This window comes from Actinoplanes sp. ATCC 53533 (assembly GCF_003947245.1).
The window spans coordinates 36,893-60,770 of sequence record NZ_QHHV01000059.1; the positions used below are offsets into that span (position 1 = coordinate 36,893).

At 70.7% G+C, this 23,878-nt stretch carries 20 protein-coding genes; 7 read left to right on the plus strand and 13 right to left on the minus strand.

Annotated features, from left to right (window positions below):
* Positions 1–129 precede the first annotated feature (129 nt).
* The 5 genes from DMB66_RS20045 to DMB66_RS20065 all read right to left on the minus strand — a co-directional run bounded on the left by DMB66_RS20045 (position 130) and on the right by DMB66_RS20065 (position 5,418).
* Entirely contained in the window at positions 130–1,350 is a 1,221-nt protein-coding gene (locus DMB66_RS20045; protein ID WP_125805628.1) for an ADP-dependent glucokinase/phosphofructokinase, read from the minus strand.
* 1 nt (position 1,351) lies between these two features.
* Positions 1,352–2,212: a ketose-bisphosphate aldolase gene (locus DMB66_RS20050; protein ID WP_125805629.1), complete on the minus strand. Its 861-nt coding sequence runs from the start codon at positions 2,210–2,212 to the stop codon at positions 1,352–1,354.
* A gap of 29 nt (positions 2,213–2,241) precedes the next feature.
* The gene (locus tag DMB66_RS20055; RefSeq protein ID WP_125805630.1) at positions 2,242–3,084 is read right to left on the minus strand and encodes a carbohydrate ABC transporter permease; all 843 of its coding nucleotides are present in this window, start codon (positions 3,082–3,084) and stop codon (positions 2,242–2,244) included.
* 6 nt (positions 3,085–3,090) lie between these two features.
* The gene (locus DMB66_RS20060; protein ID WP_125805631.1) at positions 3,091–4,053 is read right to left on the minus strand and encodes a carbohydrate ABC transporter permease; all 963 of its coding nucleotides are present in this window, start codon (positions 4,051–4,053) and stop codon (positions 3,091–3,093) included.
* A 63-nt stretch (positions 4,054–4,116) separates the two neighbouring features.
* Entirely contained in the window at positions 4,117–5,418 is a 1,302-nt protein-coding gene (locus DMB66_RS20065) for a sugar ABC transporter substrate-binding protein (RefSeq protein ID WP_125805632.1), read from the minus strand.
* A gap of 273 nt (positions 5,419–5,691) precedes the next feature.
* Here DMB66_RS20065 and DMB66_RS20070 point away from each other — a divergent pair, with 273 nt between their 5' ends.
* Together DMB66_RS20070 and DMB66_RS20075 are read left to right on the plus strand one after the other, a co-directional pair.
* Positions 5,692–6,510: a DeoR/GlpR family DNA-binding transcription regulator gene (locus tag DMB66_RS20070; protein ID WP_233624716.1), complete on the plus strand. Its 819-nt coding sequence runs from the start codon at positions 5,692–5,694 to the stop codon at positions 6,508–6,510.
* Positions 6,511–6,552: 42 nt separating this feature from the next.
* Positions 6,553–7,494, plus strand: a complete 942-nt coding sequence (locus DMB66_RS20075) for a helix-turn-helix domain-containing protein (protein WP_125805633.1) — start codon at positions 6,553–6,555, stop codon at positions 7,492–7,494.
* Here the strand turns inward: DMB66_RS20075 and DMB66_RS20080 are convergent.
* Together DMB66_RS20080 and DMB66_RS20085 are read right to left on the minus strand one after the other, a co-directional pair.
* Positions 7,417–8,073 (minus strand): response regulator transcription factor, encoded by a 657-nt coding sequence (locus DMB66_RS20080; protein WP_125805634.1) that lies wholly within the window; start codon positions 8,071–8,073, stop codon positions 7,417–7,419. The genes DMB66_RS20075 and DMB66_RS20080 overlap by 78 nt on opposite strands.
* Complete coding sequence (locus tag DMB66_RS20085) at positions 8,070–9,296, minus strand: sensor histidine kinase (RefSeq protein WP_125805635.1); 1,227 nt, start codon at positions 9,294–9,296, stop codon at positions 8,070–8,072. The genes DMB66_RS20080 and DMB66_RS20085 overlap by 4 nt, the downstream gene beginning before the upstream one ends.
* Before the next feature lie 207 nt (positions 9,297–9,503).
* Between DMB66_RS20085 and DMB66_RS20090 the strand changes: the two genes are divergently transcribed.
* Positions 9,504–10,646, plus strand: a complete 1,143-nt coding sequence (locus tag DMB66_RS20090) for an ABC transporter substrate-binding protein (RefSeq protein ID WP_125805636.1) — start codon at positions 9,504–9,506, stop codon at positions 10,644–10,646.
* Between the two features lie 130 nt (positions 10,647–10,776).
* Positions 10,777–11,652 carry a universal stress protein gene (locus DMB66_RS20095; RefSeq protein ID WP_233624717.1) on the plus strand — a complete coding sequence of 292 codons (876 nt, stop codon included), beginning with the start codon at positions 10,777–10,779 and terminating at the stop codon, positions 11,650–11,652.
* Positions 11,653–11,736: 84 nt separating this feature from the next.
* On the opposite strand, the gene DMB66_RS20100 is transcribed toward DMB66_RS20095, so the two are convergent.
* Positions 11,737–12,093, minus strand: coding sequence for a metalloregulator ArsR/SmtB family transcription factor (locus DMB66_RS20100; protein WP_125805637.1), 357 nt, complete (start codon positions 12,091–12,093; stop codon positions 11,737–11,739).
* Positions 12,094–12,263: 170 nt separating this feature from the next.
* On the opposite strand from DMB66_RS20100, the gene DMB66_RS20105 reads away from it, so the two are divergent.
* Positions 12,264–14,108, plus strand: coding sequence for a SulP family inorganic anion transporter (locus DMB66_RS20105; RefSeq protein ID WP_233624718.1), 1,845 nt, complete (start codon positions 12,264–12,266; stop codon positions 14,106–14,108).
* A 51-nt stretch (positions 14,109–14,159) separates the two neighbouring features.
* On the opposite strand, the gene DMB66_RS20110 is transcribed toward DMB66_RS20105, so the two are convergent.
* The 3 genes from DMB66_RS20110 to DMB66_RS20120 all read right to left on the minus strand — a co-directional run bounded on the left by DMB66_RS20110 (position 14,160) and on the right by DMB66_RS20120 (position 17,082).
* A complete protein-coding gene (locus DMB66_RS20110; protein ID WP_125805639.1) occupies positions 14,160–14,534 on the minus strand; it encodes a hypothetical protein in 375 nt (124 codons plus the stop codon).
* A 220-nt stretch (positions 14,535–14,754) separates the two neighbouring features.
* A complete protein-coding gene (locus DMB66_RS65250) occupies positions 14,755–16,320 on the minus strand; it encodes a GAF domain-containing protein (protein ID WP_125805640.1) in 1,566 nt (521 codons plus the stop codon).
* Positions 16,321–16,494: 174 nt separating this feature from the next.
* Positions 16,495–17,082: a DoxX family membrane protein gene (locus tag DMB66_RS20120; protein ID WP_199752516.1), complete on the minus strand. Its 588-nt coding sequence runs from the start codon at positions 17,080–17,082 to the stop codon at positions 16,495–16,497.
* A gap of 224 nt (positions 17,083–17,306) precedes the next feature.
* Here DMB66_RS20120 and DMB66_RS20125 point away from each other — a divergent pair, with 224 nt between their 5' ends.
* Entirely contained in the window at positions 17,307–17,528 is a 222-nt protein-coding gene (locus tag DMB66_RS20125) for a dsRBD fold-containing protein (protein ID WP_125805642.1), read from the plus strand.
* A gap of 140 nt (positions 17,529–17,668) precedes the next feature.
* Entirely contained in the window at positions 17,669–20,308 is a 2,640-nt protein-coding gene (gene adhE / locus DMB66_RS20130; protein ID WP_125805643.1) for a bifunctional acetaldehyde-CoA/alcohol dehydrogenase, read from the plus strand.
* Here the strand turns inward: adhE and DMB66_RS20135 are convergent.
* Both DMB66_RS20135 and DMB66_RS20140 read right to left on the minus strand, forming a co-directional pair.
* Positions 20,296–21,186, minus strand: a complete 891-nt coding sequence (locus tag DMB66_RS20135) for a universal stress protein (protein ID WP_233624719.1) — start codon at positions 21,184–21,186, stop codon at positions 20,296–20,298. The genes adhE and DMB66_RS20135 overlap by 13 nt on opposite strands.
* A gap of 33 nt (positions 21,187–21,219) precedes the next feature.
* Positions 21,220–23,748, minus strand: a complete 2,529-nt coding sequence (locus DMB66_RS20140) for a cation-transporting P-type ATPase (RefSeq protein WP_199752518.1) — start codon at positions 23,746–23,748, stop codon at positions 21,220–21,222.
* Between the last annotated feature and the right edge of the window lie 130 nt (positions 23,749–23,878).

Below are 23,878 nucleotides of genomic sequence, written 5' to 3' on the forward strand. Positions count from 1 at the left end.
TGCATCGCGGCCCGTGCGTATGCCAGGCCTCCCTGATGGTCTGCACTCTGCGCATGGCCGTCACCACGTCGCGCTCGTCGAAGCTTTTGCCGGCGACTGTCTCGGAAACAGGATCACACGACACCAGCGTCAGCGAGTTCCGCGGCTGACCGCACGCTGGAGACCGCCCCGGGAGAGGGCGGCCAGGAAGCCGCCGACGAACGCGTCGCCGAGCCCGACGGTCGTCGGCTCGGCGACGTCGAGGCGGATGCCGGGGAGACAGCGGACCGCCTCGCCCATGCGGGCTTCCAGCGCCGCGGCGAACTCCACCGCCTCCGTTCGTCTCGGCCCGTTCCGCATGAGTTCGTAGTCCTGGTCGGTGTGTTCGTCGCCGTGGCGGTAGCGGGTGCTCGCGATCACGATGCCCTCGTCCAGCGGCCCCGCGTATCCGCCGGCGCCCGCGCCGAATGCCGCCGACCAGTATTTGGTGTGCACCACCAGGGTCGGCACGGGGATGCGTGCTCGCAGCGACTCGAGGGCCGGCGCCACCTCCGCCACCGAGAGCAGGTCGACGGCGTAGCCCAGGTGCGACTGCATCTCGTCCTCGTTCAGCCCGTAGACGTCGATGACCTCCAGCAGCGCGTCGCGGACCCGTTGGCTGAGCCCCGGTTCGTGGAATCCGGCATCCTCGTAGTAGACGACCGCTTCGGCCGGAAGCTGTCGCATGTGGCCGCGCAGCGTGGCAAGGCGCTGGTCGAGCACTCGCCGGTCCCGGACGGCGTTGAGTCCCGAGATCAGGAAGACCCGCGCGGCGCGAAGCAGCGCCCCCAGCCCGTCGCTCAGCAGCATGGACTCGTTCGCCGGGTCGTTGACGTAGATCAGCCGGTTCGGGAACGGCGCGCGGATGTCGATGTCGCCCGCCCGAACCCGCAGGTCCTGGTCGTACTGCACGATCAGGTGCGGGTAGAAGGTGTCGTGGTCGCCGCTGCTGATGGAGTCGCAGTCCGCCGGCAGCAGCCTGCGGACGACGTCGTTGGTGCTGACCAGGTGCAGGGTGGACGGCACGCCCAGCCGGCTCATCTCCTTCGCCGCCCGCACGGAGGTGCCCCCGAGGGTCGTCCGGGTGGGGAACCGCTCCGCGAACGCGCTCAGGCACCCGGAGGAGGCGACGAAGTGCTCGCCTCCTCCGCCCTTCCTGAGGTACGTGAGGATCGAGATGACCAGCGCACGCTCGTCGGTCACCGTGGCCGTCGACGTCAGCTCGGCATCGCGGATCCGGTATTCGCCGACGAGGCGCTCCATGACCGGCGCGGACAGCTTGAGCTCGTAGTCGACGCCGCCGCCGAGGCCCAGCACGACATTCGCGGCCATGTCAGTAGAGGGTCGCCTTGCCGGCCGCCTCGAAGAGGTCGATCTTGTGGGCGGCCACCGCCTTCATGGCGGCGATGCACGGCGGCTGGATGGAGTTCGGCTCCCGCAGGCCGGCATCGGCCAGCACCTCGCGCATCTTCGCGTGGTAGGCCGACTTGATGTCGCTGGAGATGTTGATCTTGTTGATGCCGAGCCGGACCGCCTGGGCGATCTCGTCGTCCGGATTGCCCGAGCCGCCGTGCAGCACCAGCGGGATCCGCACCCGGTCCTTGATCTCCTTGAGCAGGTCGAGCTTGAGCTCCGGCTTCAGGGTCTTCGGGTAGAGGCCGTGGTAGGTGCCGATGGCCACCGCCAGGCTGTCCACGCCCGTCGCCTGGACGAACTTCACGGCGTCCACCGGATCGGTGTAGATGATGGTGTCGCTGCCGTCCTCGGCCTCGCCGTCGGTCTTGCCGATCGTCCCCAACTCCGCCTCGACCGACAGGCCCACGGCGTGCGCGGTGTCGGCGACCTTCCGGGAGATCGCGACGTTGTCCTCGAAGGACTGCAGCGACGCGTCGATCATCACCGAGGTGAAGCCGATCTTGATCGCGGTCAGCATCTCCTCGTACGTCGCGCCGTGGTCCCAGTGGATCGCGATCGGCACGGATGAGCGGTGGGCCCGCTGGGTCATCGCCGCGATCACGTCCACTCCGATGTGCCGCACCTCGTCGGGGTGGATCCCGATGAACAGCGGTGCGTGCATTTCCTCGCTGATGTCCACGATGCCGTTGAACATGGCGTAGTCGCTGATGTTGAAGGCGGGCACGGCGAAGTTTCTCTCATGCGCGACATCCAGGATCGCCTTGCCGGTCGTCAGCATAGCCGCATTTCTCCTTCAGGGTAGGGTGCTCAGGCCTTGACGGCGCCGGAGGTGAGGCCGCCGATGAATCGTCGCTGGAACAGCAGAAACAACACGAGCACCGGAATGGATCCCAGGATGCTCATGGCCATCATCTGATTCCACTCGTAGGAGTGCTGGCCCATCAGGAGTTGGATGCCGATGGGCACGGTTCGCATGTCGTCGGTGCGGGTGAGCGTCAGCGCGAACAGGTATTCGTTCCACGAGATCATGAACGTGTAGACGCCGACGGCGACCATGCCCGGAACCGAGATGGGCACCAGGATCCGCCACAGCGCCGTCCAGCTCGAGGCCCCGTCGACCTTGACGGACTCGTCCAATTCCTTGGGCAGGGTGTTGAAGTATGCGGTCATCATGATGATCGCGTACGGCAGGGTGAACACCATGTGCGTGAGGATCAGCCCGGGATAAGTGTTGTACAGGCCCAGCGCCACGACAAGGCCGAAGTAGGGAATGACCAGTGTGATCGGCGGCACGGCCTGAACGCTGACGATGACGGCGTTGATGGACCGCTTCAACGGGAATTGATAACGGCTGAATCCATAGGCCGCGAGGATCGCCACGAACAATGTCAGCGCGGTCACCGAGAGCGCGACGATGTAGCTGTTGAGGAAGAATCTGAGCTGGGCCGGGTCGCTCAGGATCGCGGTGTAGGCGTCGAACGAGAAGTTCTCGGTGATCAGCCGCGGCGGCACCTCGAAGACCTCCCCGTTGGCCTTGAACGACGTCGAGAGCATCCAGACGACCGGCAGGCCGGCGAAGGCGGCACCGGCGCTCAGGCCGGCGAGCACCGCGATCTTCGCGCCGAGGCGCCGCCGTTTGCGGGTGAGCACGCGTGATCACCTCTCCTTTTGCAGGCGAACGTAGAAGAAGGCCAGGATCATCGTGAGGAGCAGGACGATGACGGCGGCGGCGGACGCGGTGGCGAACTCGTAACTGCTGAAGGCCTGCTTGTAGGTGTAGGTGCTGAGCATCTCGGTGACATTCAGCGGTCCGCCGCCGGTGGTCATCCAGATGAGGGCGAATTGCTGAGAGGTCCAGATGAGATCGAGCACGGCCATGCTGATCAGGATCGGCTTCAGCTGCGGGAGGGTCACGTTGCGAAACTGCTGCGCCGGGCTGGCGCCGTCCACGGAGGCCGCCTCGTACAGATCGGCCGAGATTCCCTGCAGCCCGGCCAGGATGCTGATCATGAAGAACGGGAATCCGGCCCAGACGTTGATGAAGGTCAGCGCCCAGAGCGCCGTCGCGGGGTCGGAGAGCCAATTCACTCCCTCTTTCATCCCGCCGGCCGTGGTGAGGAGGTAATTGACCACCCCGGACGGGTCCAGCATGAGTCGCCAGATGACCGCGATCACGGCGACCGTGAAGAGCCAGGGCAGGATGTAGATGATGCGGAAGACGGCCTTCGTCACGCCGCCCAGCAACGGCGTGTTGAGCATCATGGCGAAGGCCATTCCGAGGACGAGGTGCGCGACGGTGCTCACCGTGATGAAGATGAAGGTGTTCTTCAGCGCGGCCAGGAAGTCGGGATCGGTGAGCACCGTGGTGTAGTTGGCGAGGCCGGCGAAGACCGGGTTCTGCTCGACGATCACGTTGTCCTTGAACGAATAGCTCACCACCATCGCGATGGGGATGATCATCAGAACGAAGATCAACAGCATCGTCGGCGAGAGGTATCCGTACGGGGCGACACCCCTCGCGGTGAGACGCCGCCGCCGTCCCCCGGGGGTCGCGGGGGGTTCCGATGCCACCACCGCGGCCCGCGGCGGGGCCGCATGATCGAGTTTTGCGGGTTCCATCGATGTCTCCTTGGTTCGGAGCCGCGCCGCGGAGCCGGCCCGGCCCCCACGTCGCACGGAAGCTCAGATCAACGGCTCCCAGGCCTGCTGCGACTTGCTGAGTGCCTCGTCGACGCTCTGCTTGCCGGTGAGCGCGAGCTGGAGCTGCTCATCGAAGCTGCGCATGAGGTCCTCCGCCTTGGGCAATCCCACGAATTCGTTGGCCGGCTGCCCCGCCTGGTAGATCTCGAAGGCGGTCTTGAACAGCGGGTCGCTCGTGCTGAAGTCCGGCTCGGCGGTCTTGTTGCCCGGGAAGCCGTTCGCCAGCGTGCTGAGCTGAGCGTTGGTCTGCTGGCTCATGAGGAACTGGACCAGCTTGAACGCCTCGGCCTTGTGCTTGGAGGAGTCGGCGACGCCGATGCCCCACGACGCGTACGGGATGCCGCGCTTGCCGGTGTAGCTGTCCTCGGCGGGGATCGGCGTCACCGTGAACTTCAGCTTCGGGTTGTTCTTCTTGATCAGGTTGATGTGTGCCAGGGAGTCGATCACCATGCCGACCTGGCCGGTGGTGAACTTCTCGACCTTGTCCTGCTCTTTCATGGTGAGCGAGCCGGGCGCGATGACGCCCGCGTCGTTCAGGCTCTTGACGAACTCCACGGTGCTCTTGACGCCGGGGCCGGTCAGATCGGGCTTGCCGTCCTGGGTGAGCATGCTGCCCCCGGAGGCCCACAGCCACGACATCACGTCGTTCTGGATGCCGTTGGGCACGGCGGTGTCGAGCGGCAGGGCCCAGCCCTTGACGTTGCCGCCGAGCGCGCTGACCTTCGTGGCCGCGTCCAGGAATTGCGTGCGGGTGGTCGGCGGGGTCGTGACCCCCGCCTTGGCGAGCAGGTCGTTGTTGACGAACATCGGGTAGACGAAGTTGACCACGGGGATCATGTAGGTCTTCCCCTTGACCTGGATCTGGCTCGCGAGCTGGTTGGAGTCGTACTTCGCCTCGGCCATGAGCGCGGTCAGGTCGGTGATGGCGCCCTGCTTGGCGAAGTCACTCACCCAGGCGCCGTCGAGGCCCACGACGTCGGGCAGCGTCCGCGACGCCGCTCCGGAGACCAGTTGCTGCTTCGTGGACGCGTACGGGCCGCTCAGCAGCTTGACCTTGATGGTCGGGTTCTGCGCCGTGAAGTCGGTCATGAGCTTGTCGAACGATCCCGCCGGCAACTCCGGCGCCCACCACTGCGCGAACTCCAGCGTGACGGTGCCGTCCCCGCTCGTGCCGCCGTCGTCAGAACCGCACCCCACCGCCGTGGCGCCGACCATCGCCGCCACCGTCACCACCCCGAGTAGCCGCCTCAGCCGGCCGTGCGACCCGGTGCCGCCTCCGCTCATCGCGTACTCCTTCATGTATAGGTGTTACTGCTCTCTGCTGCTTTGCGCCACGTTAACAGCGTGTTACGCCGGTCCACAAGACTAGAAATGCAGAGTATGGCTAGATGCTGCACAGTATGGCGTCGCAAAGCGGAAGATCCGTTCGAATGCAGCAAACTCACGCCATCGTGTCCCCGATGGCGTCGATGCACGGCACAAAAGCGGCAGAGTGATGCTGTACTCTGCGGCTCTGAGCATCGCCCTGGTGCGGCTACCGCAGAAGTAGGAGGTTCAGTGGCCCTGGAGAAAGACGACCGGCAGCGCCGGCTGCCCGCCGGGCGCAAGGCCCAGCTGGCGGCGTACGTCGCGGAGACCGGGGAGGTCACGGTCGGGGCGCTCGCGGAGCGCTTCGGCGTCTCCATCGACACCATCCGGCGGGACCTCGACCAGCTCAGCGCCGACGGCGTCCTGGTGCGCACCTACGGCGGAGCGGTCAGTCAGTCGACCCTGTCCCGGGTCGACCGCACCGTGGACGCGCGGCTCACCATGGAGGCGCGCGAGAAGGAGAAGATCGCGGTCCTGGCCGCTGCCCTGGTCGAGGACGGGTCGGTGGTCATGATCAACAGCGGGACGACCACCCTCGCCGTCGCCAGGAACCTGCGCAACCACCGCGACCTGACGGTGGCGACGAACAATCTGCTCGTGCCCGCGGCGCTCCCGCCCACCGCCGTCCGCGACGTCTACCTCTTCGGCGGCGCGGTCCGCACTCTCACGCTGGCCACCGTCGGCCCGGTCAGCTTCCGGGCGGCCGGCGGCGGCGAGCTGGACATCAGCTGTGATCTGGCGCTGATCGGCGTCGGTGCCGTCTCGGCGACCGCCGGGTTCACGACGAGCAACCTCGCCGAGGCGGGGATGATGCGGGAAATGATCTCGCGGGCGACCCGGGTGGCGATCCTGGCCGACTCGTCGAAGTTCGGCCGCCGGCTCTTCGCCCAGGTGTCCGAGCTCGGCGGCGCCGACTACCTCGTCACCGACTCCACCCCGCCGCCCGATCTCGTGGAGGCTCTGCTGGAGAACGAGGTCGAGCTGATCACCCCGGAAGCCAACCCCTGACCGGGTGTGGCTGGGCTGTGCCGCGGCGGCGACACTCGGTGCATGGACGGTAAACCACCGCTGGGCGAGTTCCTGCGGCAGCGACGCTCCCAGCTGCGACCCGAGGACGTCGGCGTGGTGGCCTACGGCGACCGGCGCCGCGTGCCCGGTCTCCGGCGTGAGGAGCTGGCCCTGCTGGCGGGGGTGAGCCCGTCGTACTACTCGCGGCTGGAGCAGGGGCAGTCGTCCAACGCCTCGGTGGAGGTGCTCGACGCGATCGCCGGGGCGCTGCGGCTGGACGAGGCCGAGCGCCGGCACCTGCGCGACCTGGCCGCCGGCCCCCGGCGCCGGGGCAAGGCGCGCCGCCCGGCACCGGAACGGGTGACACCGGCGATGACGCAGCTGGTGGCGGCGCTGGCGGAGGTGCCGGTGCTGGTGCTGGGCCGCCGCGGCGACGTGCTGGCCTGGAACCGTACCGGTCACGCGCTCTACGCGGGGCACCTCGACCCGGACAGCCCCGGCCGGCCGGCCGAGCGTCCGAACATGGCCCGCCTGGTGTTTCTGGACGCGCACACCCGCGACCTGTACGCGGACTGGCGGGCCAAGGCCAGAGCCGTGGTGGGAAGCCTGCGCCTGGCCTCCGGCCGGCACCCGGACGACCCGGCGCTGGCCGCGCTGGTCGGCGAGCTGACGGTCAAGAGCACCGAGTTCGCCTCGATGTGGGCCGACCACCCGGTCAAGGTCAGTGATGTCGCGACCTACGAGATGCGGCATCCGCTGGTCGGCGGCATGCGCGTCACCCAGCAGATGCTGCACACCGAGTCCGGGCCGTACCTCGTGGTCGCGACCACCGAGCCGGGCTCGCCGTCCCAGGCCGCGATGACGCTGCTGGCGCACAGCGCGACGGACGGCCGGAGCCGGGCCTCGTCAGGTCGGCTGGTCGAGTTCGATCAGGCCGCGGCGGACCGCCTCGGCGACCGCGCCGGTCCGGTTGTCGGCGCCTAGCTTGCGGCAGAGCCGGATGAGGTGGGTCTTGACCGTGGCCTCGGTGAGGAAGAGGGCCGCGGCGATCGCGCGGTTGCCGAGGCCCTGGGCGACCAGCCGGACCACCTCGACCTCGCGGCCGGTGAGTATCGGCTCCGGGTCGGTGAGGTGCCCGACGATGCGGGCGGCGGCTTGCGGCGAGAGGCCCAGGTCGCCGCGCGCCGCCGTCCGTACGGCGTGGAACAGCTCGGCCGGCTCGCCGGCCTTGAGCACGTAGCCGCGGGCGCCGGCCGTCATCGCCCGGACCACGTCGGCCTGGGTGCCGTAGCTGGTGAGGACGACGACGGCGGCGCCCGGCGTGGTGGCGACGATCCGGCGGGTGGCCTCGACCCCGTCGAGGCCACCGCGGTCGCCGGTCAGCCGCAGGTCCATGAGGATCACCTCGGGACGCAGCTCGGCGGCGAGCCGCACCGCGTCCGCGCCGTTGCCGGCCTCCCCGACGATCAGCAGGTCGGGCTCGCCCTCCAACAGCGCGCGCAGGCCCGCCCGGAACATCCGGTGGTCGTCCACCAGCAGGATGCGGGTGGGCGTGGCGGTCATCCGGCGACCGTGAGCAGCGGCGCCTCGGCCCGCCGCAGCGGCAGCCGGCCGGTGAGGAGGGTGCCGCGGCCGGGCGTGCTCGCCACGGAGAGCGCCCCGCCGTACGCCTGGAGCCGCTGCCGCATCGCGGGCAGGCCGAATCCCCGCATCGGCGCGGTGCCGGCGCTGCCCGGCGTGAAGCCGGCGCCGTCGTCGCGCACCTGCAACGTCACCTCGTCGGTGTCCTGGCACAGGGTGACGGTGACCTGGCCGGCGCGCGCGTGGTCGCGGATGTTCGCCAGGGCGCCCTGGGCGACCCGCAGCAGCGTGGCGGTCAGCTCGTGCGGCAGCGGCCGGGGCTCGCCGAGGCTGCGGAAACAGACCTCGGCGGCGGTGCCGCACCGCTGTTCCCGGGCGCAGAGCGCGACCAGCGCCCCGGCCAGGTCGTGGTCGTCGAGCTCGGGCGGGGACAGGTCGGCGATCATGCGGCGGACCTCGACGAGGTTGTCGCCGAGCGCCTCGGTGACCGTCCGGACCCTCGTCCGGGCCCGGTCCGGCCGAGTCGGCCAGTCGCGCTCGGCCGCCTGCAGCAGCGTGCGGCTCGCCCCGAGCTCCTGCGCCAGGGTGTCGTGGATCTCCCGTGCGAGGCGGGCCCGTTCCGTCAGGATGCCGGCCGCGCGCTGGTGGCGGGCTAGTTCGCGGCGAGTGCCGTGGAGCTGGTCGATGAGGCGCTGGCGGATCTCGGTGTCCCGCACCTGGCCCCGGAAGAGCGCGGCGGCGGCCCAGAGGCCGGCGATCGGCGCGATCGCGCTGTCCGGTTCGAAGCCGCCGGGCTGCGCCGCCGCGGCGGCGGCGAGCACCGCGGTGATCCCGGCGATGACGCCGAGGTAGGCGGTGGGGGCCAGCGCGCGTACGGCGAGACAGGCCAGCGGCAGCGCGCACCAGGCGAAGGCCGGGCGGATCGAGGCCGGCGCGACGATCATCAGCGCCAGCCAGAGCAGGAGCAACGCACCCAGCCACGCCGCGCGCCAGCGGTGCAGGCGGCCCCAGAACGCCAGGCCGGCCGCGTAGGCCGCGGCCAGCAGGAGCGTCACGGCGATGAGGTACGGGCACAGTGGACCACCGACGCGCCACATGCGGACGACGGAGCCGGCGACGATCAGGAAGAAGGCGGCGTGCAGCAGATATCCGGCCTCAGGTGTCCATCGCCGCCCGGCCGATGATCCGGTGGTGTCGACGTCCATGGATATCCCTTCGGTCGGAAGCGCGGCCGGAGCCGAAGATCCGAAGTTTAGGCCGTCCCGGATCCCGCCGTTCCACCGAAAGGTTGAATCCGGCTTCAACCACCCGCTCGCTCGGATTCGATCGCGTTGGTGAGGTCGTCGCGTCCCGTGCCGGGCACAGTTCGCAGTCGATGCCCGCAACCCGGCGGGCGGGGGAGGACAGTGGCGATGACCAGCTTCAGCAGGCGACGCGTGCTCGGCGCGGGCGCACTACTCGGCGTGAACGCGCTCGGCATGTCGATCGGCACCGGGGCCGGGGCCGCGGTGCCGGCCTCCCGGGCGGGTTCGGCCGGGCCCGAGGAGAAGAAGTCGCTCGACCAGCTGTACGCCGACGCGGTGCGCGAGGGCGGCGAACTCGTCGTCTACGCCGGCGGGGACACCCCTACCCAGCAGGACCGCACCAAGCAGGCGTTCCTGTCCCGCTTTCCGGACATCAAGCTGACCATGGTGGTCGACTACAGCAAGTACCACGACGTCCGCGTCGACAACCAGCTGGCGACGGGCACGCTGGTGCCGGACGTGGTCCAGCTGCAGACGGTGCAGGACTTCGTCCGGTGGAAGAAGGCGGGGGTGCTGCGGCCGTACAAGCCGGCGGGGTTCTCGGCGCTGCACCCGGCGTTCAAGGACCCGGACGGCGCCTGGTTGGCGATCGGAGTGATCGCGTTCAGCTACATGTACGACGTAGCCGCCGCCGGCGGCGCGGCGCCGTCCTCGCCGCTCGACCTGGTCGACCCCCGGTGGAAGGGCGCCATCGCCTCGTCGTATCCGCACGACGACGACGCGGTCCTGTATCTGTACCGGCTGTACGCCCAGCGGTACGGCTGGGACTGGGTGGCCCGGTTCGCCGCGCAGGATGTGCAGTTCGCTCGCGGCAGCAACAGCCCCGGCATCGCCGTCTCCACCAAGCAGAAGGTCATCGGCGTCGGCGGGTCCGGCTCGCTGACCGCGCCATCGACCGCCGCGGTCCGCTGGGCGGCGGCGGACGGTCACCCGTTCATGGCCTGGGGGCAGCGGGCGGCGATCCTGGCCGGCGCGAAGCACCTCGCGGCGGCGAAGCTCTACCTGAACTGGCAGATCTCCACGGCCGTGCAGCAGACCTCGTTCAGCGGCTGGTCGGTGCGCACCGACGTCAACCCGGCCGGCGGGCTCAAGCCCATCTGGCAGTACGAGAACGCCAACCTGGACGGCTTCCCGCGCTTCATGGCGGACCGGGCCGAGATCGAGCGCTGGAAGCAGACCTTCGCCCTCTACTTCGGCGAGGTCCAGGGCGCGCCCACCCCGGGCTGGCTCGGGCTGCACCCCGGCCGGTAGGCCTTCTTGCCCAGGTTCCTAGGATGCTTTAGGGGATGTGAGCCGGTCGCCGGGTGCCGCAAGACACCTGCGACCGGTCGGGTTGGGGGAGGAAGCTGGAACGGAGACCGACGACGGAGAGGAGCCGGCCATGACGACCGCGCCCAGCCAGGTCCGCATGATCGTGGGATACGACGGGTCACCACAGGCGAGCGCGGCGATCGACGCCGGCACGGCGCTGTTCCCCGAGGCCCACGCGTGGATCACCCACCTGTGGACGCCGCCGTTCGCGAGCGAGTCGCTGCGCCGGCGGCTGTGGAACGGCACCGGGCACCTCGATGAGTTCGTCGTGGCCGTCGAGCGCGAGGGTGAGCGCGAGGCCGAGCGGCTGGCGGCGAACGGGGTGACGCTCGCCCGCGCCGCCGGGTGGGCGGCGGAGCCGCTGGTGCGGCGCACCTACGGCGGGGAGGGGGTGCAGTTCGGCCAGCTCGCCGGGGAACTGGGTGCCGACCTGGTGCTGGTGGGCTCGCGCGGGCTCGGCGGCACCCGGGCCGTCCTGGGCAGCGTGTCCGACATGGTGACGCACTACAGCCCGCGCCCCGTGCTCGTCGTTCCACACCCGTTGCTGGCGGCCGAGACGGCCGCCCTGGCCGACGGCCCGGTGCTCGTCGGCTGGGACGGATCGACCGGCGCCGGCCAGGCACATGCCGCGGCACGACGCCTCTTCCCGGCCCGGGAGCTGCTGCTGGTCTCCGTCGACCGGGCGGCGCAGGAGCCGGCCGACGTGTCGGATGCCGCCGGTGGCAAGGTCACCGTGGTCCACGTCGACAGCCGGCACCAGGGATCGGCGCCCGCCGTCGCCGAGGCGCTGATCGGCTACGCCCGCGCCCAGGCGGCGGCGGTGATCGTCGTGGGTTCCCGGGGCCGATCCGCGGTGCGGGAGATCCTGCTCGGATCCGTGGCCATGGCGACGCTGCACCACTCCCACCGGCCAGTCCTGGTCGTTCCGCACGATCTCCACCGCTGAGCCGCCGGCCCGGCCCTGGCCGGGCCGGCTTGCCGCGCGCGAGCACGGCGCAGCCGTCTCAGCGGCTGAGTCAACCCCGCGGGCTCAGCTCGTGCGGGCGGTGGGGACGGGCGGGGCGTCGGCGTGCAGGTCGCGCAGGAGGTCGGCCTGGCCGCTGAGCACGCCGGACAGGATGCGGCGGGCGACGGCTAGCAACTCGGCGACGTGCGGGCTGGTCAGCGCGTAGTAGACGGTGGACCCTTCCTTGCGGGTGACGACCAGGTTGGCGCGCCGGAGCACGGCGAGTTGCTGGGACAGGTGGGCGGGCTCGATGCCCACTTCGGGCAGCATCTCGGCCACGGAGTGTTCTCGTTCGCTGAGGAGTTCCAGCACGCGGATGCGCGACGGGTGGCCGAGTGTTTTGAAGAACTCGGCCTTCAACTGGTACAGCGGTCTGCTCACCGTTACCACCTTGGTCATCGGTCTTCCCACCATTGTCCCCGAGCCCGGCGAGCACGTCTGCGGTGGCCGGTCGCATCGGCCCTCGTCGCCAGGAAGTAATGCCAACTTGCTGATGTACGCAAGTCATTGATCAGGTGCGGACGGGGGCGTCGTCCCGGGAGGGTTCGTTGGTGGTGTACGTGAGCGTCGCCCGGCTTACCCGGTCGTTCGGTGCCCGGTTCGCCGGCTTGCTGCCGCAGCGCTCCGACTGGCTGGCGGTGCGCCGTTCGCCGCGTGGTGACCTGGTCGCCGGGCTGACGGTGGCCGTGGTGGCGCTGCCGTTGGCGTTGGCGTTCGGCGTCACCTCGGGGCTGGGCGCGCAGGCCGGCCTGGTCACCGCGATCGTCGCCGGCGCGGTGGCGGCCGTGTTCGGCGGGTCGAACCTGCAGGTGTCCGGGCCCACCGGGGCGATGACGGTGGTGCTGGTGCCGGTCGTCGCGGAGGTCGGCGCCGCCGGGGTGCTGATGGTCGGCGTGCTGGCCGGGTTGATCCTCATCGGGTTGGCGGTGGCCCGCCTCGGCCGCTACGTGCGATACCTGCCCACTCCGGTGATCGAGGGTTTCACCGCGGGTATCGCCGTGGTCATCGCCCTGCAGCAGGTGCCGGCCGCCCTGGGGATCTCCGGCGCACACGGGGACAAGGTGTGGGCGGTGGCCGCCGACGCGGTGGCCCGCTTCGCCCGCCATCCGCACCCGGCCCCCGTCGCGGTGGCCGTGGGCGTCGCGGCGCTGATGCTGCTGGGGGCGCGGTGGCGCCCCGGTGTGCCGTTCTCCCTGCTCGGGGTCGCCGCCGCGACGGTGCTGGCCGAGACCACCCCGATCGGCCTGGCGCGCATCGGCGCCCTACCCGCCGGTCTGCCGGTCCCGTCGCTGAGCTTCCTGGACCTACCCGCGGTGCGGACGCTGCTGCCCGCCGCCTGCGCGGTGGCCGCGCTGGCCGCGCTGGAAAGCCTGCTGTCGGCCACCGTCGCCGACGCGATGAGCGTCAGCGAACAGCACGACCCCGACCGGGAACTGTTCGGCCAGGGCCTGGCCAACCTCGCCGCGCCCGTGTTCGGCGGAGTCCCCGCCACCGCGGCGATCGCCCGCACCGCGGTCAACGTGCGCGCCGGCGCCCGCTCGAAGCTGGCGTCGCTGACCCACGCCGTCGCGCTGGCCGTCATCGTGCTGGCGGCCGCACCGCTGGTCGGGCGCATCCCGCTCGCCGCGCTGGCCGGGGTCCTGCTGGCGACCACCGTGCGGATGGTCGAGGCGGGGTCGCTGCTCGCGCTGGCCCGCGCCACCCGCGGCGACGCGCTGGTGCTGATCCTCACCTTCACCGTGACCGTCGCGCTGGACCTGGTCACCGCCGTCGCGGTCGGCGTCGGGGTCGCGATCGTGCTGGCCCTGCGCGCGGTGGCCCGCACCGCACGCATCGAGCGGGTCCCCCTGGAGGCCGGCGACCACAGTGCCGAGGAGCACGCCCTGCTCGCCGAGCACATCGTCGCCTACCGCCTCGACGGCCCGCTGTTCTTCGCCGCCGCCCACACGTTCCTGCTGCAGCTCTCCGAGATCACCGACGTGCGGGTGGTCATCCTGCGGATGTCGCGGGTCTCGACCGTCGACGCGACCGGAGCGCAGGTGCTCGGCGATGCCATCGACCGCCTGCGACGCCGCGGCATCGCCGTGCTGCTGTCCGGCATCGCGCCCGGCCACGAGGAGATCCTCAAGACCCTCGGCGTCGCCGAGCGACTTCGCCGCGAGGGACGGGTCTTTCCCGACACCCCCACCGCCATCGCGTACGCCCGCAACCACGTCCTGCGGCACCACGGCACCGACCGGACCCCACCGTCGAACGGCGCCGGATACGTCGGCACCGGCACCGGCACCGGCAACGACGACGGCACCACCACCCGCACCGCGGCGCGCCGATCCCAGCCGCGGACCGCACCCTTCCGGCCCTCGCCCCCCGGAGCGTCCCCATGCGACTACTGCTGATCGGCGCGCCCGAGCACCCCGCACCGATCGGGCCGAGGCGTCGCAGCGGGTTCAGCTGAGTTCGAGGGCGCGCTCGATCAGTCGGAGCCGGTGCCGGGCCATGGCGAGGTTCGCGCGATCCCGGTTCAACGCCAGGTACATGAAGAGTCCCTCGCCGGAGGACCCCTTCACCGGCCGAATGAGATGATATTGAGAGCCGAGCGTGACGAGGATGTCGTCGATGGTTTCGCGCAGCCCCAGCAGGTCGATCGTGCGGAGCTTGGCGCGCAGCACCTCCGTGTTTGCCGCCGCGGCGGTAGCGATGTCGAAGTCCCGGCCGCCGCCGGCCGTGCCGAGGGCCATGCCGCTGGTGTAGTCCACGATGGCCGCCGCGATCGCGCCGTCTACCTGCAACGCGTCCTTGAGTGCCACATCCATCTCTGCCATTGCAACCCTTCCCACGTGATGTGCCGTCTGCACCGAGGATGGGCGGCACGGGCGGGGGACAAGCGGACGCTGTGTCCGGTTTCCCCGCGGCACCTCGGCGAACAATCGGGACAGCACGGGATCGAGTTGCAAGTATTGGCAACTCAATAGGTCAGCAATTTCTGACAGTGTGCGACTTGGATCCGGACCGGCCGGGCAGGCCCCGTCCGGACCGGTCGGTTCAAGCGCCGACGATGTCGCGGGTGACGGCGGCCTGTTCGGTGAGCACTCCGCTGATCATGGTCTGGGTCTCGTTGATCTTGTCGACGATCTGGGCGATGCCGGCGAGGGCTTCGACGACGGTGGCGGCGTCGGTCTGGATCGCGGTGACGAGGTTGCCGACGTCGTCGGTGGCGCGGGCGGTGCTTTGAGCGAGCTCCTTGACCTCGCCGGCGACGACGGCGAAGCCCTTGCCCAGCTCGCCGGCTCGGGCGGCCTCGATGGTGGCGTTGAGCGCCAGCAGGTTGGTCTGCTCCGCGATGCTGGTGATCACCTTGACGACGTTGCCGATCTCAGCGCTGGACTCCTCGAGCCTGCGCACCGAGGCGTTGGCGTCGGCGGTCATGCTCTGTGCCTGGACGGCGACGGAGGTGGCCTGGACCACGTTCCGTTCGGCTTCCTCGATCGAGGTGACCAGTTCCGCGCCGGCCGCGGTGATCCGGTTGGCCTCCTCGATGCGCTGCATGGCCTCGGCGACCAGGTAGACCGCGTTCCGCAGCGCCGCGGCCCGGGTGTCAGACAACTCGGTCAGTATCTCGGTGGAGAAGAAGTCCATCGTGCCGACCACGGCACCACGCACGAGCAACGGCAGTGCCACCCCGGACTTCACCCCGGCCCGTTGCGCCGCGGGCGCGCGGACACAGTCGGTCATCTCGCCCAGATCCGGGACGAACAACAGGTCCCGCTTGCGCCACGCCTTGCCGGCGAGCCCGACACCCTCGGTGAAGCTGGCCCGCTCGGTAACCTCGCGGAACTCCTCGCCCGCGGTGCCGGATTCCACGACGAAATGCAGCGCGTTGTCCTGCGGATCGATCCGCCAGTAGGAGCCGTAGGCCCAGCCGAACTCGTGGCGGATGGTGTCCAGCGCCTTGCGGGCCGCGTCCTGCGCCGAGGCGGCAGCGGACACCTCCCGCAACACTGCGGTCACCGCTTTCGCGTCGGCCGTCGCGGCGGCCTGCCGCTCGCTGTCGGCAAGCCGTTCCAGGGTCTGCGACACCAGCCGGCCGACAACCCGCAGCGTGTCCAGCCGCTGCGGCGACGGGGCCAGCGTCTCGGTCGCGAAGAAGTCCATCGTCGCGACCACCTCCCCTCCCTCGAACAGCGGGAAGCACACCCCGCTCTGCACACCGACCTGCTGCGCCACCGGGGCGCGGACACAGTCGGTGAGCTGACCGATGTCGGGCACGAACACCAGATCCCGGGCCCGCCAGGCCCGCCCGGACAGGCCCACCCCCTCGGGAAACGACGCCGACAGGGTCACCGTGCGGAACTCCGGGCCCGCATCTCCGGACTCCACCACGAAATGCAGCGCCTTGTCCTGCGGGTTGACCCGCCAGTACGAGCCGTACGCCCAGCCGAAACACTTCCGCACCACATCCAACGCGGCCTGCGCCGCGCCTGCGGCACTGTCGGCACGCGCCAACGCGTTCAGCACCTCGGTGATCGCCGCCGAGTTCCCCTGCAATTCGCTTACCAAGGCCTGCGCCTCAGCCAGACCAGCGGTGTTACCCGCACCGAACAGCCCCATGCTCCAACTCCGGTTCGATCACCAACGCGTCCGCCTGTCAGCATCACTCGTCGACGGCCACGGTGAGTGCCAAACCGCCAATACCGCCGAACTACCCACCCCGGGTTCCGACGGGCTGTTGGCCGGGTGGGGCGGCATCCGGTTTCGGATGCCGCCCCAGGTTGGTGGCCGGGTTCACTTGAGCCAGGGGAGTTTCTGCACGATGGGCAGGCGGTTCCAGTAGGTGCCGAGGCCGAGGGTGTTGCCGGCGGCGGTGAGGGCGAGGACGGCGAGGATGCCGGCGTAGATGAGGTGGTCGTCCATGAAGGGGTTGTTCTCCGGGGGCAGCACGGCGGTCCACATCAGGACGAGCAGCAGCGAGCCCGCGGCGGCGGCGATGCGGATGCCGACGCCGGCGATCAGGGCGATGCCGATCCCGGCGAGGCCGATCATGAACAGCCAGTCGGCCCAGGCGGCGCCGGCGATGCTGTGGTAGAAGCCTTCGAAGGGTCCGCTGACGGCCTTGCCGAGGAATCCCTTGGTGGGGCTGCCGCCGTCGATCCAGGCGTTCGCGGCGGGGGTGGCGCGGCCGAGTCCGAACAGTTTGTCGAGGAAGGCCCAGAGGAAGACCCAGCCGAGGGCGAGGCGCAGACCGGCGAGCACGTAGCGGGTGGCCTTCTGGACGGTCGTCTCGGTGACGGTGTCGGTGGCGCGCACGGCGGCGGGGGTGGTCCGGGTGGTGGTTGCGGGGTGGTGGTGAGTGGCGGCGGTCATGGCTTCCACGTCCTTTCAGGATTCGTTCTGCTACCTCTATTCAGCCCGGTGGATGGCGCCGGATGGAGAGTCGGCGTACCGGTTGACGCGGGACCTTCGGCCCGTCTTCGCCGCGGTGGGGCGACCACCGTCGCGACTCGGGACCAATGGCACTGCACACGGCGGGCTCCCGGCGCTGGGATGTGTGCAGGACGGCGCCGGCCGGGCCTACCGAGCTTGAAGGAGGTGCCGTCATGACTCGTACGCGTACCTGGACGATCGAGATCAACATCACCGAGTATGAGGACGGGCGCCGTAGCCATGCGGGCGCGATCCTGCACAGTCAGGAGGCTCCGGAGACCGGCGACGAATCGGCCACCGCGCGAGCGCTCGCGGACCTCGCACGCAAACTGCTCGACGTCGCCCCCGGCGACATCGAGCGGCCGACCCATCGGTCCATGCGGATACTGTCCTGAACGGCGCGCCGGATGTGTCCGTTGCGGGACCAACGGCCTGTCAGGTGAGGTCGTTGTGGCCAGGTGCGGCGGCCCTCGATTGGTGACAGTGGACGGTGAGCGGGCGGCACGCGCCGGCTCCCGACCTGGAGGATGCTGCCATGGCTGACACCGCGATCGTCACCGGAACGCCCGCAGCGGCACCGGACGAGATCGACGGCACCATCGACCCGCTCGTCGACCACGGCCTTGAGGCGCTTGCCGCGTACGACGGGTTCACCCAGGAGCAGATCGACACGATCGTCGCCAAGGCGTCGGTGGCCGCGTTGAGCCGGCACACCGAGCTGGCCCGGCTGGCCGTCGACGAGACGGGCCGGGGCCTGTTCGAGGACAAGGCCGTCAAGAACATCTTCGCGTGTGAGCACGTGCCGCACCACATGGCCGGGCTCAGGACCGTCGGGGTCATCTCCCGGGACGAGATCAACGGCATCGTGGAGATCGCCGAGCCGGTCGGCGTGGTGTGCGCGGTCACCCCGGTCACCAACCCGACCTCCACGACGATCTTCAAGGCGCTGCTCGCCCTCAAGACGCGTAACCCAGTGATCTTCGCCTTCCACCCGGCCGCCCAGCGGTGCAGCGCCGAGGCGGCGCGCATCGTCCGCGACGCGGCGATCGCGGCCGGCGCGCCCGAGCACTGCATCCAGTGGATCGAGAGCCCGTCCGTCGCGGCGACCGGCGCCCTGATGCGCCACCCCGGGGTGGCGGTCATCCTCGCCACGGGCGGCAATGCCATGGTGCGGTCGGCCTACTCGGCAGGCAAGCCGGCGCTGGGCGTCGGCGCCGGTAACGTGCCCGCGTACGTGCACCGCAAGGCGAAGCTCGCCCGGGCCGTGCACGATGTCGTGCTGTCCAAGTCGTTCGACAACGGGATGGTGTGCGCCTCCGAGCAGGCGGTGATCATCGATGCCGAGGTCTACCCGGCCGCGCTCGCGGAATTCGCCCGGCTGCGCGCCTATCGGGCCACCGCGCAGGACAAGGCCAAGCTCGAGGAGCTCATCTTCGGCGCGTCGGCGGGCAGTGACGACTGCGCCCAGGGACGGCTCAACGCGGAGGTCGTGGGACAGAGCGCGGAGTGGATCGCCGAGCGGGCCGGGTTCTCCGTGCCGCCCGGCACCTCGATCATCCTCGTCGAGGTGAGCGGCGTGGGACCGGCCGAGCCGCTGACCCGGGAGAAGCTGTGCCCGGTCCTGGCCGTGCTGCGGGCCGACTCGGCGCAGCAGGGCTTCGACTACGCCGCGCGGATGGTGGAGTTCAACGGTCTGGGGCACAGCGCGGTCATCCACACCGAGGACGAAGCGGTCGCCGAGGCGTACGGCCGGCAGGTCAAAGCGGTCCGGATCATCTGGAACGCACCGGCCTCACAGGGCGGTATCGGTGACATGTACAACGCCTTCCTGCCCTCGCTCACGCTGGGTTGCGGCAGCTATGGGCGTAACTCGGTGTCCCACAACGTCACCGCGGTGGATCTGATCAACATCAAGCGGATCGGTCGGCGCAGCAACAACCTGCAGTGGTTCAAGGTGCCGCCGAAGATCTACTTCGAGCCGAACGCGATCCGCTACCTGGCCGACATGCCGGAGGTGCGGCGGGTCACCGTCGTCACCGATCACACCATGACCCGGCTGGGTTACGTGGACCGGATCATCACCGTGCTGCAGCGCCGGCCGGAACGGGTCGCTCTGCAGATCATCGACGACGTCGAGCCCGAACCGAGCCTGGCCACCGTCGACCGCGGGGCGGAGCTGATGCGCTCCTTCCGGCCGGACACCATCATCGCGCTCGGCGGAGGATCGGCGATGGACGCGGCGAAGGTGATGTGGCTGCGCTACGAGCACCCCGAAGTGGTCTTCTCCGACATGCGGGAGAAGTTCTTCGACGTGCGCAAGCGTGCCTTCACGTTCCCGACCCTGGGGGAGCGGGCCCGGCTCGTGTGCATCCCCACCACCTCGGGCACCGGCGCGGAGGTGACCCCGTTCGCCGTCATCACCGACGGTTCAACCGGCAAGAAGTATCCCCTGGCCGACTACGCGCTGACGCCCAGCGTCGCCATCGTCGACCCGGTGCTGGCCGCCGACCTGCCACCGGCGATCACCGCGGACAGCGGCTTCGACGCGCTGACCCACGCCGTCGAGTCGTACGTGTCCGTCTACGCCAACGACTTCACCGACGGACTCGCGCTGCAGGCCATCAAGATGATCTTCGGCTACCTGGGTCGGGCCGTCGCCGACGGGGCGAACGACCCGGAGGCCCGGGAGAAGATGCACAACGCCGGGACCATCGCCGGAATGGCCTTCGGCAGTGCCTTCCTCGGCATCGTCCACGCCATGTCACACACCCTGGGCGCCACGTTCCACATCGCACACGGGCGCACCAACGCGGTCCTGCTGCCGCATGTCATCCGCTACAACGGCACCGTGCCCGGCAAGCTCACCGGCTGGCCCAAGTACGAGAGCTACCGGGCCCCGGAGCGGTTCCAGGACATCGCCCGGATGCTCGGGCTGTCCGCCGCGACGCCGGCCGAAGGCGTGGAGTCCTTCGCTCACGCGGTGGAGCAACTGCGCCGCGAGGTCGGCATCCAGGAGTCGTTCCAGCAGATCGGCGTCGACGAGCAGGCGTTCCTGCACGCCGTGCCGCAGCAGTCCCTGAACGCCTACCAGGACCAGTGCGCGCCGGCCAACCCCCGGATGCCGATGCTCGACGACATGCAGGACATCATGCGAGCCGCGTACTACGGCAAGTGAACGGCCCCGGTCCGAGGCCGAGCGATCAGCACCGGGCAGTCGGCGTGGTGCGACAGCTGCGATCCGGTCGAGCCGAGCAGCACGCCGGCAATGGTGCCGTGACCACGGCTGCCGACGACGACGAGCTGAGCGTTGTGGGACACGCCGGTCAGCACCGCGGCGGCGCTGCCGTGTGACACCAGCGCCTCCACCGCGATCTGCGGGTGCCGCTGCCGCCAGGGCTTGAGCAACACCTCCAGGCGTTCATGTTCCGCGGCGTCGTCCTCCGGTGTCTGGATCTCGGTGGGCGGCACAGCGCCGGCCCAGATCGGCACCACCGGCAGGAAGGTACGGATGACCACGAGGGCGGCGTCGCGCTGCGCGGCCGCCTCGAAGGCGGTCGCGAGCACGTGATCGGCTGCCGGGGAGTCGTCCACGCCGGCCACCACCGGGCCCTGCCCCGCCTCGCTGCGGCCTCGTACGACCACGACCGGGCCGGGCGCGTGGGTGACCAGCCGCTGGCTGACCGAGCCGAGCAGGAGCCCGGCGAAGCCGCCGTGGCCTCGGTTGCCCACGACGGTCAGCTCGGCGTCCTGGGCCAGCTCGAGCAGGCCAGCGGCGGGTTTGCCGATGTGGGTGTCGGTGCGGGACCGGACGGTGGGCGCCGCCGTGCGGGCTTGTTCCTCCGCCTCGAGGACGACGGCCTGGGCGATCTTCTGAGCCTCTTCCAGGTATTTGTCGCCGGGGCCGAAGCGGGCGGCGTACCACTGCCAGTCGAAGACGTGGGCGATCCGCAACGGCAGATCACGGTGCTGCGCCTCGCGGGCGGCCCACCGGACCGCGGCATGACTCGCCGCCGAACCGTCGATGCCCACCAGGATCTCGTCGTTTCTCATCATCGGTCCCTTCTCGGTGCCTTCGGGGGCGGTACGTCACATGTCGGAGGCTCGCCGGACGCTCCAGTAGCGGCTGAGACGCAACGCCGCCCCCGGCACCAACGCGACGACCGCGCAGGCCGCCAACTCCGTCACTGTCAATGACTCGGTGCCCAGCAGCGTCTGCAACGGGGCGAGCAGCACGCCGCCGACCTGCAGCACCGCGGAGACCGCCACGGCGCCCAGCAGCGACCAGTTCCGCTTGGTGCCGGGCTCCGGGGTGGCCCGTACGGCCAGCGCGACGCCCAGCTGGGCCAGCCCGAGCACCACGAACATGACCGACTGCCACGGCCGGTCGAGCTGGTGGGCTGTCACGCCGGCGCCGAGCACGACGGCCGCGACGCACAGGCCACCGACCAGGACGCTGCGGAGCAGTCCGTCGCCGAGGACCGACTCCTGCGGTGACCGGGGGCGGCGGCGCAGCACACCGGCCTCGGCGGGCTCGGCTCCCATCGCCACCCCGGGGATGCCGTGCGTCAGCAGGTTGATCCAGAGCAGCTGGCCGGGCAGCAGCGGCAGGGGCATGCCCAGGAACGGCCCGGCCAGCATCACCAGCAGCTCGGCGATGCCACCGGACAGGGCGTAGCGCAGGAACCGGCGGATGTTGTCGTAGATCCGGCGGCCCTCGCCGATCGCCGTCCCCACGGTCGCCAGGTTGTCGTCGACCAGGACGAGCTCGGCCGCCTGCCGGGCCACCTCGGTGCCGCTGCCCATCGCCACGCCGATGTCGGCGCGCCGCAACGCGGGTGCGTCGTTGACGCCGTCGCCGGTCATGGCGACGACCTCGCCGCGGCGCTGCAACTCGGCGATGATGTCGAGCTTCCGCTCCGGCTGGATGCGGGCGTACACCCGGGCCTGGTCGATGTCGGCCGCGGTCAGCGGGCCCGCGTCGCCGCGGGCGACCCGGTCCCCGGGCGCGAGGATCCCGAGCTGGGCGCCGATCGCGGCGGCGGTCGCCGGGTGGTCACCGGTGATGAGGATCAGGCGTACGCCGGCAGCCTCGAACGCCGCGGCGGTGTCGCGGGCGGTGTCCCGCAAGGGGTCACCGATACCCACCAGGCCGAGCACGCGCAGGGCGGGCGGATCGGCCGGATCGGGCTGGTCCGCCACCGTGGCGGCGCTGATGGCCAGGACCCGCAGGCCGTCCGCCGCCAGTGCCGCGGCCACGTCGAGCAGCGCCGGGTCCGATCCGGCGTCGAGCAGGCTCTCCGGTGCGCCCTTGGACACCACCAGGAAACCGCCGGCGGGCCGCCGGTGCACGGTCGTCATCCGCCTGCTGGCCTGGTCGAACGGGTGTTCGGCGACCCGCGGGGCCTGGGCCCGTTCCGGGCCGGGGTCGAGCCCGCAGCGGGCGGCGAGAGTGACCAGGGCCGCCTCCATCGGGTCGCCGGCGGCGGCCCAGTCCGATCGGTCGCCGGCCGGCGGGATCAGCTCGGCGTCGTTGCAGAACAGTCCCGCCTGCGCGAGCAGGCGAAGGTCTTCGGGGACCGGCACCGGGCCGCCGTCGCGCCGGACCTCACCGGTGGGGGCGTAGCCGGTGCCCGAGACGGTGTATCGGGCGCCGTCCGCGGTGACGGCCTGCTGCACCGACATCCGGTTCTGGGTCAGGGTGCCGGTCTTGTCCGAGGCGATCACCGTCACCGACCCGAGCGTCTCGACGGCGTGCAACCGGCGCGGGATCGCCCGGGTACGGGCCATCCGGCGCGCGCCGAGGGCCAGCGCCAGGGTGACGACGGCGGGCAGGGACTCGGGCACGGCCGCGACCACCAGGCTGACCGCGGTGATCGCCATCCGGGCGACGGGCTCGCCGGCCAGCACGCCGAGGGCGAAGACGACGCCGGAGACGGCCACGGCGGTGCCGCCCAGCACCCGGCCGAGGCCGGCGATCCGCCGCTGCAGCGGGGTCGGGCCGGGCTTCGTGCGGGCCACCAGGGCCGAGATGCGGCCCAGCGAGCTTCCCGCCCCGGTGCGGACGACCAGCCCGGCGGCCCGCCCGGTCGTCAGCACCGTGCCGGCGCCGGCTTCCTCCGCCTTGTCGCGGTGCACCGGGACCGACTCCCCGGTCAGCGCCGACTCGTCGAAGCTCGCCCGCTGCGCGTCGACGAGCTCCAGATCGGCGGGCACGATGTCGCCCGCCTCCAGCCGGACCAGGTCACCCCGGACCAACTCCGCCGCGGGAACGATCCGGTCGGCGCCGTCGCGTACCACCCGGGCCGTCGGCGCGGCGAGCTGGTCGAGCGCGGCGATCGCCTGGTCCGCACGGATCTCCTGGATGACACCGATCAGGGTGTTCACGATGACGACCAGCAGGATCACGGCGGTGTCGGGCAGATCGTCCAACAGGGCGGTGACGACGGCGGCGGCGAGCAGCAGCGCGATGAGCGGATCGGCCAGCTGCCGCCCGACGCGGGCCACCAGCCGGCGGGGCGCGGGCGCGGCCACCGTGTTGGGGCCGTCGGCGGCCAGCCGAACGGCCGCTTCGGTGCTGGTCAGACCGCGGGTCGCGGTGGCCGTGCTGGGGGACACGTTCGGCTCCTTCAGGCTGTCGGGCGTCGTACCTCCAGGTTTTCGCGGATGGGCCCGCGGCGGCAGGGTCGTTGGACCCTGTTCACCGGGTCCTACCGAAATGTCCGATGCGTTGATCGGCGTGGGCGTC